Here is a 13,990-nt window from a genome sequence, read left to right on the forward strand (position 1 = left end):
CAGCACGGCGGCGAAGGCGCAGGCGGCCACGGTGCCGACGGCGTACTCGGCGGTGCTCAGGCCCGCCTCCGCCCGGCTCCGCAGCCGGGCCAGTCGACCCGGGCGGAGGCGGGCATGAGCACCGCCGAGTACGCCGTCGGCACCGTGGCCGCCTGCGCCTTCGCCGCCGTGCTGTACCGCGTGGTCTCCGGCGACAGCGTCGTCGACGGCCTCACCGACCTGGTCGAGGCCGCGCTGGCCACGCTCTCCTGAGCGTGCGGTGCCGAGCGGCCCGGCGGGGCGAGGCCGGGATGGTCACCGCGGAGACGGCGGTGGTGCTGCCGGTCCTGCTGCTCGTGCTGGCCGGGGCCGTCGCCGCCGTCACCGTGGTGGGCGCCCAGCTGCGCTGCGTCGACGCCGCGCGGGAGGGCGCCCGCGCGGCGGCGCGGGGGGAGGACGCCGCGGTCGTGGCGGAGTGGGCCGGCCGGGCGGCGCCGCCCGGTGCCCGCACCGGGCTCACCGCCAGCGGGGACGAGGTCCGGGTCGCGGTCACGGCCGAGGTGCGGCCGCTCGGGCCGCTGCCCTGGCGGGTGACGGTGGGAGCGGAGGCCGTCGCGTGGCGGGAGCCCGCCGCCGGCGTCCCGGGATGAGCGGTGAGCGCGGCTCGGCCACGGTGTGGGTGGTGGTGCTCTCCGCCGTCCTCGTCGCCGTCACCGCCGGTGCGGTGCTGGCCGGGGCGGCCACGGTGGCCCGCCACCGCGCCGGGACGGCCGCGGACCTGGCCGCGCTCGCCGCCGCCGGGCCGGCGGTGCTCGGCGATCCCGCGCCGTGCGCGGCGGCGGCCGGGGTCGCCGCCGCCAACGGCGCCGACCTCGTGGGCTGCCGGGTCGGGCCGGGGGCGGTCGTGGTGGTCGAGGTCCGCGTCCCCCTCCGGCTGGGCCGGCTGGGGGTGCACCACGCGACCGGCCGGGCCCGTGCCGGACCCGTGCCCACCGGGTCAGAAGACGAGGTCCTCCTCGGCCGGTCCGGGCGGGGCACCGGCGACCGCGGTGGCCGGCGGCCCGGTGGGGACCGGCGTCCCCACGGTGCCCGGTGTCCGTCCGGCGGCCGGCTTCCCCGCGCGGGCGTCCTCCTCGTCGGAGGCCTCGTCGGGGTCGTCGTCGGTGTCGTCGTCGGGCTCGTCGTCGGTGTCGTCGTCCGTCGCGCTGCGCTCGTCGGGGTCGTCGTCGGGCTCGTCGTCGGTGTCGTCGTCCGTCGCGCTGCGCTCGTCGGCCGCGGCCAGCTCGTCCAGCACGACGTCGAGCACCCGCACGGCGCCGGCCTTGTCCAGCGGGTCGTTGCCGTTGCCGCACTTGGGCGACTGCACGCACGAGGGGCAGCCGGCCTCGCACTCGCAGCTGGCGACGGTCGCCCGCGTGGCCTGCAGCCACCGGCGCAGCGCCGCGTACCCGCGCTCGCTGAAGCCCGCACCGCCGGGGTGCCCGTCGTAGACGAACACCGCCGCGGTGCCGGTGTCGGGGTGCACCGCCGTCGACAGCCCGCCCAGGTCCCACCGGTCGCAGGTCGCCAGCAGCGGCAGGATGCCGATCGCGGCGTGCTCGGCGGCGTGCAGCGAGCCGGGCAGCGCCGCGTCGTCGACCTCGGCCCGCTCCACGGCGCGGGGGTCGAAGGTCAGCCACACGGCCTTGGTGCGCAGCTGGCGCGGCGGCAGGTCCAGCGGGAACTCCGCCAGCACCTCTCCGCTGCCCAGCCGGCGCCGCTGGTAGGCCACCACCTGGTTGGTCACGTCGACCACGCCGGTGTGCGCCGTCACCGTTCCCAGCCGCCGGGTCCGCTCCACCGAGACGATCGACAGGTCGGTCACGTCGCGCGCGACCGTGGTCCAGTCGGGGCTCTCGGGGTGCACGACCGCGCAGGCGTCGTCGACGTCGAACTCGTCGACGACGAAGGTGTCGCCGCGGTGCACGTAGAGCGCGCCCTCGTGCACCGTCGAGTGCGCGGCCCCGCCGTCGACGGTACCCAGCAGCCGCCCGGTGCCCGCCTCGATGATCGCCACCGGCTCGTCGCCGCTGCCGCGGATGTCCACATCGGGGCGGCCGCGTCCGGCCCAGTACCAGCCGGCGGGGCGGCGGCGCAGCTGCCCGGCGGCCACGAGCTGCTCGAGCTGCGCCTCGGCCACCGGTCCGCCGAAGTCGGCCAGGTCCGCGGGCACCAGCGGCAGCTCGGCGGCGGCGCAGCACAGCTGCGGGCCCAGCACGTAGGGGTTGGCCGGATCGGTCACGGTGGCCTCGACCGGCCGGCCGAACACCGCCCGCGGGTGGTGGGCCAGGTAGTGGTCCAGCGGGTCGTCGCGGGCGACGAAGACGACCAGCGACTCCCGCTGCGCACGCCCGGCGCGGCCGGCCTGCTGCCAGAGGGAGGCGAGCGTGCCCGGGTAGCCGGCCAGGACGACGGCGTCGAGCCCGGCGATGTCGATGCCGAGCTCCAGGGCGTTGGTGGTCGCCACGCCGAGCAGGTCGCCGGCCGACAGCGCCCGTTCCAGCTCCCGGCGCTCCTCGGGCAGGTAGCCGCCGCGGTAGGAGTCCACCCGGGTCGCCAGGTCGGGGCGCCCGCGGTCGTGCAGCAGCCGGCGGGCCTGCTCGGCCACCGACTCGGCGCTCCGGCGCGAGCGGACGAACGCCAGCGTGCGGGCGCCGCGCTCGACCAGGTCGGCGAGCAGCCCGGCGGCGTCGGCGGCGGCCGATCGGCGCAGCGGTGCCCCGTGCTCGCCGGTCCGCTCCGTCAGCGGCGGCTCCCACAGCGCGAAGGTGGCCCCCGGGCGCGGCGAGCCGTCGTCGGTGACGGCCAGGACCTCGGCGCCGACCAGCCGGGTGGCGGCGGCGGCCGGGGCCGCGACAGTGGCCGAGGCCAGCACGAACACCGGCTCGGCGCCGTAGCGCCGGCAGATGCGCCGCAGCCGCCGCAGCACGTGGCCCACGTGCGACCCGAAGACGCCGCGGTAGGCGTGGCACTCGTCGATGACCACGTAGGCGACCCGGCGCAGCGTGCTCGACCACCGCTGGTGGGCCGGCAGGATCCCGCGGTGCAGCATGTCGGGGTTGGTGACGATCCAGCGCGAGTGCCGCCGGACCCAGTCCCGCTCCTCGGCCGGGGTGTCGCCGTCGTAGGCGGCCGGCCGCACCGACGGGTCGGCCAGCTCGGCGACCGAGGCCAGCTGGTCGCGGGCCAGGGCCTTGGTGGGTGCGAGGTAGAGGACGCAGGCGCGCTGGTCCTCGGCCAGCCGGGTCAGGGCCGGCAGCTGGTAGGCCAGCGACTTCCCCGAGGCGGTGCCGGTCGCGACGACGACGTGCCGGCCGTCGCGGGCGGCCTGCGCCGCCGCCACCTGGTGCTGCCACGGGGCGCGCACGCCCCGGGCGGCCAGCCGGCCGCGCAGCGCCGGGTCGACCCAGTCCGGCCAGCCGGTGGTGCGGCTGTCCCGCACCGGCAGGTGGTGGACGTGGGTGACGGGCTGCTCGTCCTCCGCCGTGCCCGCGAGCAGCGCGGCCAGCAGCTCGCCGCCACCCGGCACCTGGCCGGTCGCCGCCACGCCGCCCCCGGACCGTTCGTCCGTGCCGGGAGGGGGAGCCGACCGGACCGGGTGGAGCGTGGTCACGCCTCCCACTGTCACACCCCGGCGCAACTCTCCGCGGTCCGGAGGGCACGGGGAGCAGAGGGGGTTGCACGGAGTGTGACGTGGCTTACACTTCGCCGCGTTCGTGTCCCGGCGGGTCCCTCCGGTTCGCGGACGCCGATCTCCGCCCGGGCCGGGGAGCACGGCGCCACCCGGGCGGCCACCGACGCCTGGAGGACCCATGTCCGAAGGTTCGCTGTCCGGCGGGGAGACCGCGCTCGTCGCCGTCGTCCTCGTCGTCTCCCTCGCCGCCCTGGGCTTCGCCGCCTACCTGGTCCGCGCGGTCGTCGCCGCCGACCAGGGCACGGAGAAGATGCGCGAGATCGCCCGGGCGGTGCAGGAGGGGGCGGCCGCCTACCTGCGCCGGCAGTTCCGGACGCTGGCGTTCTTCGCCGTCGTCGTCTTCGCCCTGCTGCTGGTGCTCCCGGTCGCCGAGGGCGGCCTGGGCACCCGGCTGGGGCGCGCGGTGTTCTTCCTCGTCGGCGCGCTGTTCTCGGCGCTGGTCGGCTTCATCGGCATGACGCTGGCCACCCGCGGCAACGTCCGGGTGGCCGCGGCGGCGCGCGACGGCGGCTACCGGCCCGCCTTCCGCATCGCGTACCGCACCGGCGGGGTCTGCGGGATGATCACGATCGGGCTGGGCCTGTTCGGCGCCGCGCTGGTCCTGCTGCTGTTCGACGAGACCGCGCCGGTGGTCCTCGAGGGCTTCGGGTTCGGCGGCGCGCTGCTGGCGATGTTCATGCGCGTGGGCGGCGGCATCTTCACCAAGGCCGCCGACGTCGGCGCCGACCTCGTCGGCAAGGTCGAGGCCGGCATCCCGGAGGACGACCCGCGGAACGCCGCGACCATCGCCGACAACGTGGGCGACAACGTCGGCGACTGCGCGGGCATGGCCGCCGACCTCTTCGAGTCCTACGCGGTCACCCTCGTCGCCGCGCTCATCCTCGGGCAGGTCTTCTTCGGCCCCGTGGGCATGGTCTTCCCGCTCGTGGTCGCCGCCATCGGCGTGGTCGCCTCGATCGTCGGCGTGCTGGCCACCAACCCGGGCAAGGCCGACCGCAACGGCCTGGCCCCGATCAACCGCGGCTTCTTCGTCTCCGCGGCGGTGTCACTGGTGCTGGTCGCGGTCGCCGCCTTCACCGTGCTGCCGGGCACCGGCGGGGGCGTCGACCTCCCGGTCAGCCCCCAGGTGCTCGGGCTGGTCGCGGTGCTGGTCGGCGTCGTCCTGGCCGCGGCGATCCAGCAGCTCACCGGCTACTTCACCGAGACCAGCCGCAAGCCGGTCCAGGACGTCGGCCGCAGCTCGCTCACCGGGCCGGCCACCGTCATCCTGTCGGGCATCTCGCTGGGCCTGGAGTCGGCGGTCTACGCCGCGCTCCTCATCGGCGGTGCCGTCTACGGCGCCTTCCTCATCGGCGGCGGGGCGGCCCTCTACGCCGTCGCGCTCGCCGGCTGCGGCCTGCTGACGACGGCCGGCGTCATCGTCTCCATGGACACCTTCGGCCCGGTCAGCGACAACGCGCAGGGCATCGCCGAGATGTCCGGTGACATCGACGACGAGGGCGCCCGGGTGCTCACCGACCTCGACGCCGTCGGCAACACCACGAAGGCGATCACCAAGGGCATCGCCATCGCCACCGCCGTCCTCGCGGCCACCGCCCTCTTCGGCTCCTACAACGCCCAGGTCGCGCTCGCGCTCGAGGAGGCCGGCGCCACGCTCGGCGACGCGTTCAGCCTGGTGAACCCGAACAACGTCGTCGGTGCGGTGCTGGGGGCCGCGGTGGTGTTCCTCTTCTCCGGCCTGGCGATCAGCGCGGTGTCGCGGGCCGCCGGGCGGGTCGTCTTCGAGGTGCGCGAGCAGTTCCGCACCCACCCCGGGATCATGACCTTCGCCGAGCGCCCCGACTACGGCGCCGTCGTCGACATCTGCACCAAGGACTCGCTGCGCGAGCTGGCCACGCCCGGGCTGCTGGCCGTGCTCGCGCCGGTGGCCGTGGGCTTCGGCCTCGGCATCGGGCCCCTGGCCGCCTACCTCGTCGGCGCGATCGCGGCCGGCACCCTCATGGCGGTGTTCCTCTCCAACTCCGGAGGGGCGTGGGACAACGCCAAGAAGATGGTGGAGGACGGCAGCTACGGCGGGAAGGGCAGCGAGGCCCACGCCGCCACCGTCATCGGCGACACCGTCGGCGACCCGTTCAAGGACACCGCCGGGCCCGCGATCAACCCGTTGATCAAGGTGATGAACCTCGTGGCGCTGCTCATCGCGCCGGCCGTGGTCTCCCTGTCGGTGGGCCAGGACGCCAACACCCCGGCGCGGGTGGCGATCGCGCTCGCCGCCGTGCTCGTCGTCGTCGCCGCGGTCGTCGTCTCCAAGCGCCGCTCGGTCGTCGTCGGCGGCGCGGCGCCCACCCCGGCCGACTCGGAGCTGACCACCAGCGCCCCCTGACCTGCCCCCTTCGCGGTACGCCGTCTTCCACCTGCGGGAACACCGCCGCACGATCCACGTTGGTCGGGGTGGCGGCACGCCCACGAGAAGGTTGCGCCCGGCGCACCGTCACCGGCGTGGCTTACCGTGGCCCGCCGAGGGGCGTTCCGCGGTGGCGCCCGCCCGGTCCCGGAACCCCGGAGCCGGTGCACCCCGGGCCGGCCGGCCCGGACCGGCGCACCGCACCCGCACCACCTCAGCACCACCGACAGGAGTCCCGTGCCCACGAAGACCACGCAGCCCGGCACCGAGAACGAGCCCACGACCGGCGGCGCCGCGAAGACGCCGGCCCGCCGGGGCTCGGCCGCGCCCGGCGGCCGGCCGCTGGTCATCGTCGAGTCGCCGACGAAGGCCAGCAAGATCGCCGGGTACCTCGGCAGCGGCTACGTCGTCGAGGCCAGCGTCGGGCACATCCGCGACCTGCCGCGCAACGCCGCCGACGTGCCGGCCGAGCACAAGGGCGCGGCCTGGGCCCGGCTCGGGGTCGACGTCGACAACTCCTTCGAGCCGCTCTACGTGGTCAGCCCCGACCGCAAGCAGCAGGTCACCCGGCTCAAGCAGCTGGTCAAGAACGCCAGCGAGATCTACCTCGCGACAGACGAGGACCGCGAGGGCGAGGCCATCGCCTGGCACCTGATCGACACCCTCAAGCCGCGGGTCCCCGTGCGCCGGATGGTCTTCCACGAGATCACCCCCGAGGCGATCGCCCGCGCCGTCGCCAACCCCCGCGACCTGGACACCCACCTGGTCGACGCCCAGGAGACCCGCCGCATCCTCGACCGGCTCTACGGCTACGAGGTCAGCCCGGTCCTCTGGAAGAAGGTGCTGCCCAAGCTGTCCGCCGGGCGCGTCCAGTCGGTCGCGACCCGCATCGTGGTCGAGCGCGAGCGCGAGCGGATGGCCTTCCACGCCGCCGACTACTGGTCGCTGGAGGGCACCTTCGCCGTCACCGGCGGGCGCGCCGGTGCCGACGCGGGTGAGCCGACCACCGTGCGGGCCAAGCTGGTCAGCGTCGACGACAGCCGGGTCGCCACCGGCCGGGACTTCGACCCCGCCACCGGCCGCGTCACCGGTGACGTGGTGCACCTCGACGAGGCCGGCGCCCGCGGCCTGGCCGCCCGGCTCGAGGGCCGGCAGGTGAGCGTCAGCCGGGTCGACGAGAAGCCCTACCGCCGTCGCCCGTACGCGCCGTTCACCACCTCGACGCTGCAGATGGAGGCCGGCCGCAAGCTCGGCTGGTCGTCGGCGCAGACCATGCGGGTGGCGCAGCGGCTGTACGAGAACGGCCACATCACCTACATGCGGACCGACTCGACGAACCTGTCGCAGGAGGCGATCGACGCCGCCCGGCAGCAGGCCCGCGAGCTCTACGGCGACGCCTACGTGCCGGCCGAGGCCCGCCGCTACGCGAAGAAGTCCAAGGGCGCCCAGGAGGCGCACGAGGCCATCCGCCCGGCCGGGGACAGCTTCCGCACGCCGGGCCAGCTCGCCGCAGGGCTGGCCCGCGACGAGTTCCGGCTCTACGAGCTGATCTGGCAGCGCACGGTCGCCTCCCAGATGGCCGACGCCGTCGGCCAGACCGTGAGCGTCCGGCTGGTCGGGCGCAGCGCGACCGACGAGGCGGTCGAGTTCACCGCCGCGGGGCGCACGATCACCTTCCCCGGCTTCCTCCGCGCCTACGTCGAGTCCCGCGACGAGGGCGCGCAGAAGGACGGCGAGGACGACCACGGCAGCGACGACGCCGAGCGCCGGCTGCCCCGCCTGGAGCGCGGCCAGCAGCTCGACACCGAGGCGCTGGACGCCAAGGGGCACACGACCCAGCCGCCGTCCCGGTACACCGAGCCGAGCCTCGTGGCGCGCCTCGAGGAGCTGGGCATCGGCCGGCCCTCCACCTTCGCCTCGATCATGCAGACGATCCAGGACCGCGGGTACGTGTGGAAGAAGGGCAACGCGCTGGTGCCCTCCTTCATCGCGTTCGCCGTGACCAACCTGCTCGAGCAGCACTTCGCGCAGCTGGTCGACTACGACTTCACCGCGTCGCTGGAGACCGAGCTCGACGAGATCGCCGGCGGCACCCTGGGCCGGGTGGACTGGCTGACCGAGTTCTACTTCGGCGGCGAGGGCCGGCACGCCGGCGCGATCGCCCAGTCCGGCGGCCTCAAGCAGGTCATCGGCCAGCGCCTGGAGGAGATCGACGCCCGCGGCGTCAACTCGATCCCGCTCCGCGCCACCGACCCCGAGGGCCGGCCGGTCGTCGTGCGGGTCGGTCGCTACGGCCCGTACCTGCAGGCCGGCGGCGAGGACGGTGCCCGGGTCAGCATCCCCGAGGACCTCGCGCCCGACGAGCTGACGACGGAGAAGGTCCGCGAGCTGCTCGAGGCGCCCTCGGGCGACCGCGAGCTCGGCACCGACCCGGAGTCCGGGCACCCGGTGGTCGTGAAGGCCGGCCGCTACGGCCCCTACGTCACCACCGTCGTCCCCGAGGGCAGCAAGGAGTCCCCGCGCACGGCGAGCCTGTTCTCCTCCATGTCCCCCGAGACGGTGACGATCGAGGACGCGCTCAAGCTGCTCACCCTGCCGCGCACCGTGGGCACCGCGCCCGACGGCGAGGAGATCCAGGCGCTCAACGGCCGCTACGGCCCGTACCTGAAGAAGGGCACCGACTCCCGCTCGCTGGACGGCGAGGAGAAGCTGTTCACCACCACGCTGGACGAGGCGCTGGCGATCTTCGCCCAGCCCAAGCAGCGCGGCCGGGCGGCGGCCAAGGCCCCGCTCAAGGAGCTCGGGCCCGACCCGGTCACCCAGGGCGTGGTCACCGTGCGGGAGGGGCGCTTCGGCCCGTACGTGACCGACGGCGAGACGAACGCCAGCCTGCGCAAGGGCGACGACGTCGAGTCGATCACCATCGAGCGCGCCGCCGAGCTGCTGGCCGACCGCCGCGCCCGCGGCCCGGCGACCAAGAAGAAGGCCGCCAAGAAGACCACCGCGAAGAAGACGGCGGCCAAGAAGACGACGGCGAAGAAGACCACCGCCAAGAAGGCGGCGTCCGCCGACGCGGTCACCGCCGGCTGAACCCCGTGACCACCCCCGACCGGTGCGCGCTGCAGGCCCGGGCGCGTTCGTTCGGGGGAGTCGCGGGGAGCTACGCGGCGTTGCGCCCGACCTACCCGGCGGACGCCGTGCAGTTCCTCCTCGGCCGTGGGGCCGCGCTGGACGTGCTCGACCTCGGGGCGGGCACCGGGCCGCTCACCGAGGTGGCGGCGGGCCTGGGGCACCGCGTCCGCGCGGTCGACCCGTCGCCGGAGATGCTCGCCGAGCTCGCCGCCCGCCTGCCCGCCGTCGTGACCGAGGTCGGCACCGCCGAGCAGCTCCCGGTCGAGGACGCGTCGGTCGACGCCGTCGTGGCGGGCCAGGCCGCGCACTGGTTCGACCCCGCGCCGGCCGCCCGCGAGCTCCGCCGGGTGCTCCGCCCCGGCGGGCTGGTCGGCCTGGTCTGGAACACCCGCGACGAGCGCGTGCCCTGGGTGGCCGCGCTCGGGGAGCGCATCGCCGACGAGGCCCGCGGGCACGAGGCGGACCGCGCCGTCGTCGAGCGCTTCGCCGCCGAGCTCGCGGCCGACGTCGAGGTCGCCGAGTCGGCGGTCGTGCAGCGGGTGAGCCCCGAGGACGTCGTCGCCGGGATCGGCACCCGCAGCTACGTCGCGGTCATGGACGGGGCCCGGCGCGCGGAGTTCCTCGCCGGGGTCCGGGAGCTGCTGGCCGACCACCCGGACACCCGGGGGCGGGCCGAGCTGGAGCTGCCCTACCGGACGCACGCCTACCGGCTCAGCCCGCGCTGAGGACGCCGACCGTCGGTGCGCGCCGATGCGCGGTCCGCGGCGTGAGCGCCGCGCATCCGCGCCCACCGCCGACCCAGGAGTGCCGGGTGGCCGGCGGGCGGACCGCGGGTGACGGATTGACCCGACCGGGCGGCGAGGGGCCGGAATCGTCCCGCCCGACCGGTACCGTTGCCCCGCTGGGGCCCGCTCCGCCCTGGCGCCCTCCGACCTTGGGAGCCCGCGATTCCAGCCGAGCCGACGCCCCCGGTACCCCCGTCCGACGGGGCTGTCGGTGCTGCCCCGGGCGACGGTCTGCCGCCCGCCGGCACACCGGTGCCCCCGTCGGCGGGTCCGCCGCTGACCGACGTGGGGGAGGAGGCCGCGCCCTCGGGTGCGGGCACCTCCGCCGCAGGCACCCCGGCCGAGGGCGCCCCCGGCGCGGACGGTTCCGGCGCGGTGGGTACGGCGGCGAAGATCCGCGCGGTCCTGCGGGTGCCCGACTTCCGCAAGCTGTGGCTGTCCACCTTGCTGTCCAGCTTCGGCGACTGGCTCGGGCTGCTCGCCATCACGGTGACCGCCACGATGACCTTCGACGACTACGCGGCGCAGAACTTCGCGCTCGCGGGCGTCCTGCTCTTCCGGCTGCTCCCGGCCATCGTGCTCGGGCCGGTGGCGGGGGCGTTCGCCGACCGGTTCGACCGCCGGAAGACGATGGTGGTCACCGACATCCTCCGGTTCGGCCTGTTCGCCTCGATCCCGATCGTCGACAACCTGATCTGGCTGTTCATCGCCCAGTTCGTCATCGAGGCCTTCAGCCTGTTCTGGATCCCGGCGAAGGACGCCGCCGTCCCCAACATGCTCCGCAAGGACCAGCTCGAGCCGGCCAACCAGCTGTCGCTGGTGACGACCTACGGGCTGACGCCGGTGCTCGCCGCCATCGTGTTCGCCCTGCTCACCAGCGTGGGGGGCGAGCTCAGCGGCGTGCTGCCGGGGGTGGACGAGGTGGACCTCGCCCTCTACCTGAACGCGCTCACCTTCCTGGTCGCGGCCTTCGTCATCTGGAACCTGCCGTCGATCAGCGGCCGCCGGGCGGAGGGGGCGGTCGTCGGCCAGCAGGAGAGCTTCCTCGGCTCGCTGGTCAAGGGCTTCTCCTTCGCCGGGCACACCCGCCTGATCCGGGGCCTGGTCGTGGGCATCACCGGGGCCTTCGTCGCGGCGGGCGCGATCATCGCCACCGGGCAGGCCTACGTCAACGTGCTCGGGGGCGGCGAGGCGGCGTACGGCCTGCTGTTCGGCGCCGTCTTCGTGGGCCTGGGGCTGGGCATCGGCATCGGCCCCAGCGTGGCCCGCGACCTCGCCCGCGAGCGCATCTTCGGGCTGGCGATCGTCGGCGCCGGGGTGGTGGTGGTGCTGCTGTCCTGGTCCATCGCGCTGTGGATATCGCTGCTGCTCGTGGTCGTCATGGGCTTCTTCGCCGGCATGGCGTTCCTGGCCGGCATCACCCTGATCGGCACCGAGGTCGAGGACTCGATCCGGGGCCGCACCTTCGCGATCGTGCAGTCCCTGGTCCGCGCCGCGCTGATCGTCTCCCTGGCCCTCGTGCCGATCGGGGTGGGCCTGATCGGGCGGCAGGAACTGGACCTCGGCGCCGTCGCGCTGCCGCTCTCCGGCGAGCGCATCATGCTGTTCGCCGCCGGTCTGCTCGCCGTCGGCGTCGGGCTGGTCGCCTACCGCCAGATGGACGACCGCCGCCCCATCCCGCTGTGGGCCGACGTCGTCACCGCGCTGCGCCGCGACACCACCGCCCGCCGCCGGCTGGCCGGCGGCGGCGTGCTCATCGCCTTCGAGGGCGGCGAGGGGGCCGGCAAGTCCACCCAGGTGCGCCGGCTGCAGGAGTGGCTCGCCGACGAGGGGCTGACCGCCCGGGCCTCCTTCGAGCCCGGCGCCACCCCGCCGGGGGCCGGCATCCGCTCGATCGTGCTCGACCGGGCCCAGGTGGGCATCGCCCCGCGGGCCGAGGCGCTGCTCTACGCGGCCGACCGCGCCCAGCACGTGCACGAGGTGCTGCGCCCCGCGCTCGACGCCGGCGAGGTCGTGATCACCGACCGGTTCATCGACAGCTCGCTGGCCTACCAGGGCGCCGGGCGCACCATCCCGCTGGACGACGTGCGCATGCTCTCCCGCTGGGCCGCTCAGGGGCTGCGGCCCGACCTGACGGTCCTGCTCGACCTGCCGCCCGAGGTGGGCCTCGCCCGGGCCCGTGGCCGCGCCGCCGCCGACCGGCTGGAGTCGGAGTCGCTGGATTTCCACCAGCGCGTGCGGCGGACCTTCCAGGAGCTCGCCGAGGCCGAGCCCGACCGCTACCTGGTGCTCGACGCCCGGCGGTCGCCCGACGAGCTCGCCGCGGCCATCCGGGTGCGGGTCGCCGAGCTGCTCTCCGGGCTGCCGCTGCAGACCCCCGCCCCGCCGCCCGCGCAGCCGCACGCCGTCCGGGAGCCGCGGCACGAGGGCCGGAGCGGTGCCCACGCGCACCACCCGCACGCCCAGACCGGCGCCACGCCGCAGCTGCACCCGTGACCGCCCCGGTGGTGGCGCCCGAGGAGGGCGTCTGGACGCAGGTGATCGGGCAGCCGGCCGTGGTCGCCGAGCTGCGGGCGGCGATCGCCGATCCCACGGCGATGACCCACGCCTGGCTGTTCACCGGGCCGCCGGGCTCCGGGCGGTCCGTCGCCGCGCGGGCCTTCGCCGCGGCGCTCCAGTGCCCCGACGGCGGGGACGGCACCTGCCACGCCTGCCGCACCGTGCTGGCCGGGACGCACGCCGACGTCCAGCGGATCGTCCCCGAGGGGCTCTCCATCGGCGTCGCCGAGGTGCGCGAGCTGGTGCGCATCGCCGGCCGGGCGCCTTCGCAGGGGCGCTGGCAGGTGGTGGTCGTCGAGGACGCCGACCGGATGACCGAGCAGGCCTCCAACACCGTGCTGAAGATGCTCGAGGAGCCGCCGCCGCGCACGGTCTTCCTGCTGTGCGCGCCCAGCCTGCACCCCGAGGACGTGCCGGTCACCATCCGGTCCCGGTGCCGGGTCGTGGGGCTGCGCACTCCGCCGGTCGACGCCGTCGCCGACGTGCTGGTGCGCCGTGACGGGATCGACCCCGCACTGGCGTCCTGGTCGGCCGCCGCCTCCGGCGGGCACGTGGGCCGGGCCCGGCGGCTGGCGCGGGACGAGACGGCCCGGCTGGCCCGCAAGGCGGTGCTCGACGTGCCGCTGCGGCTGGTCTCGCTCGCCGCCTGCCTGGACGCCGCCGACGACCTCGTGGGCGCGGCGAAGGAGGAGGCCGACGAGGCCTCCGCCGCCCTGGACGGCGCCGAGACCGAGGCGGTCAAGGCGAGCCTCGGGGTCGGCGCGCGCGGGCCGGGTGTCGCCGCCGCCAGCCGTGGCGCCGGCCAGCTCAAGGAGCTGGAGAAGCGGCAGAAGTCGCGGGCGACCCGCCTCGGGCGCGACTCCCTGGACCGCGCCCTGGTCGACCTCGCGGGGCTCTACCGCGACGCGCTGGTCCTCGACGCCGCGCCCGGGACCGACCTGCAGCTGAACCACCCCGACCGCCGCGCCGACGCCGAGGAGCTGGCCCGCCGGATCGGGGCGGAAGGGGCGCTGCGCCGCATCGACGCCGTCCTCGCCTGCCGCACGGCGCTGGAGCAGAACGTGAAGCCGCAGGTCGCCCTCGAGGCGCTCACCGTCGCGCTGCGCCTGCCGTCCTGAGCCGCCGCACCCGCCGGCCGTGGCGCCCGCGCCGGGCGCTCCGGGAGGGCCACCCCTGCGCCGTCCCGGCGGGGACCGTGTCGTAGGCTGTGCGGGCAGTTCGCCGCCTTAGCTCAGTCGGTAGAGCATCTCACTCGTAATGAGAAGGTCGTCGGTTCGATTCCGACAGGCGGCTCGCACAGCACGGGCCCGTCCACCTGGACGGGCCCGTCGTCGTCCCGGGCCGGGCACGCTGCGCGGTCCCGGTCGCGGGTACGGCTGATGGCGGCACGTCCCCCGG

Annotated in this window: 9 protein-coding genes, 1 tRNA gene and 1 pseudogene; 9 read left to right on the forward strand and 2 right to left on the reverse strand. The window is 75.8% G+C overall.

The genetic code is table 11. The features are described from left to right. On the reverse strand, window positions 1-93 hold a 93-nt coding region (locus E9565_RS14945), incomplete at its 3' end, for a DUF4244 domain-containing protein (protein WP_308196135.1). Between the two features lie 21 nt (window positions 94-114). Between E9565_RS14945 and E9565_RS14950 the strand changes: the two genes are divergently transcribed. From E9565_RS14950 to E9565_RS23600, 3 genes and pseudogenes are all read left to right on the forward strand, one after another. Further along, entirely contained in the window at window positions 115-252 is a 138-nt protein-coding gene (locus E9565_RS14950) for a DUF4244 domain-containing protein (RefSeq protein ID WP_236835684.1), read from the forward strand. A 2-nt stretch (window positions 253-254) separates the two neighbouring features. Further along, the gene (locus tag E9565_RS14955; RefSeq protein ID WP_236824956.1) at window positions 255-629 is read left to right on the forward strand and encodes a TadE family type IV pilus minor pilin; all 375 of its coding nucleotides are present in this window, start codon (window positions 255-257) and stop codon (window positions 627-629) included. After that, window positions 626-952 (forward strand): annotated as a pseudogene (locus E9565_RS23600) (Rv3654c family TadE-like protein); the annotation flags it as partial. The gene E9565_RS14955 and the pseudogene E9565_RS23600, both read left to right, overlap by 4 nt. 24 nt (window positions 953-976) lie before the next feature. Here the strand turns inward: E9565_RS23600 and E9565_RS14960 are convergent. Beyond that, window positions 977-3,631, reverse strand: a complete 2,655-nt coding sequence (locus E9565_RS14960; protein ID WP_236835686.1) for a DEAD/DEAH box helicase — start codon at window positions 3,629-3,631, stop codon at window positions 977-979. 199 nt (window positions 3,632-3,830) lie between these two features. Between E9565_RS14960 and E9565_RS14965 the strand changes: the two genes are divergently transcribed. The 6 genes from E9565_RS14965 (at window position 3,831) to E9565_RS14990 (ending at window position 13,885) form a co-directional block, all read left to right on the forward strand. Further along, on the forward strand, window positions 3,831-6,095 hold the full coding sequence (locus E9565_RS14965; RefSeq protein ID WP_236824954.1) for a sodium-translocating pyrophosphatase: 2,265 nt from the start codon (window positions 3,831-3,833) through the stop codon (window positions 6,093-6,095). A 258-nt stretch (window positions 6,096-6,353) separates the two neighbouring features. Beyond that, window positions 6,354-9,206 (forward strand): type I DNA topoisomerase, encoded by a 2,853-nt coding sequence (gene topA, locus E9565_RS14970; protein ID WP_236835688.1) that lies wholly within the window; start codon window positions 6,354-6,356, stop codon window positions 9,204-9,206. Window positions 9,207-9,211: 5 nt separating this feature from the next. Continuing rightward, window positions 9,212-9,973: a class I SAM-dependent methyltransferase gene (locus tag E9565_RS14975; RefSeq protein ID WP_236835690.1), complete on the forward strand. Its 762-nt coding sequence runs from the start codon at window positions 9,212-9,214 to the stop codon at window positions 9,971-9,973. A gap of 312 nt (window positions 9,974-10,285) precedes the next feature. Then, complete coding sequence (gene tmk / locus E9565_RS14980; protein WP_236835692.1) at window positions 10,286-12,529, forward strand: dTMP kinase; 2,244 nt, start codon at window positions 10,286-10,288, stop codon at window positions 12,527-12,529. Then, complete coding sequence (locus E9565_RS14985) at window positions 12,526-13,710, forward strand: DNA polymerase III subunit delta' (RefSeq protein ID WP_236824950.1); 1,185 nt, start codon at window positions 12,526-12,528, stop codon at window positions 13,708-13,710. Before tmk ends, E9565_RS14985 begins: the two co-directional genes overlap by 4 nt. A 102-nt stretch (window positions 13,711-13,812) precedes the next feature. Continuing rightward, window positions 13,813-13,885 (forward strand) — tRNA-Thr (locus E9565_RS14990). Window positions 13,886-13,990: the final 105 nt, after the last annotated feature.

The organism is Blastococcus sp. KM273129 (genome assembly GCF_021698995.1).
Lineage (GTDB): Bacteria > Actinomycetota > Actinomycetes > Mycobacteriales > Geodermatophilaceae > Blastococcus.

Coding starts and splice junctions, on each gene's coding strand:
- E9565_RS14950 (WP_236835684.1), top strand. CDS start 115: ATGAGCACCGCCGAGTACGCCGTCGGCACCGTGGCCGCCTGCGCCTTC.
- E9565_RS14965 (WP_236824954.1), top strand. CDS start 3,831: ATGTCCGAAGGTTCGCTGTCCGGCGGGGAGACCGCGCTCGTCGCCGTC.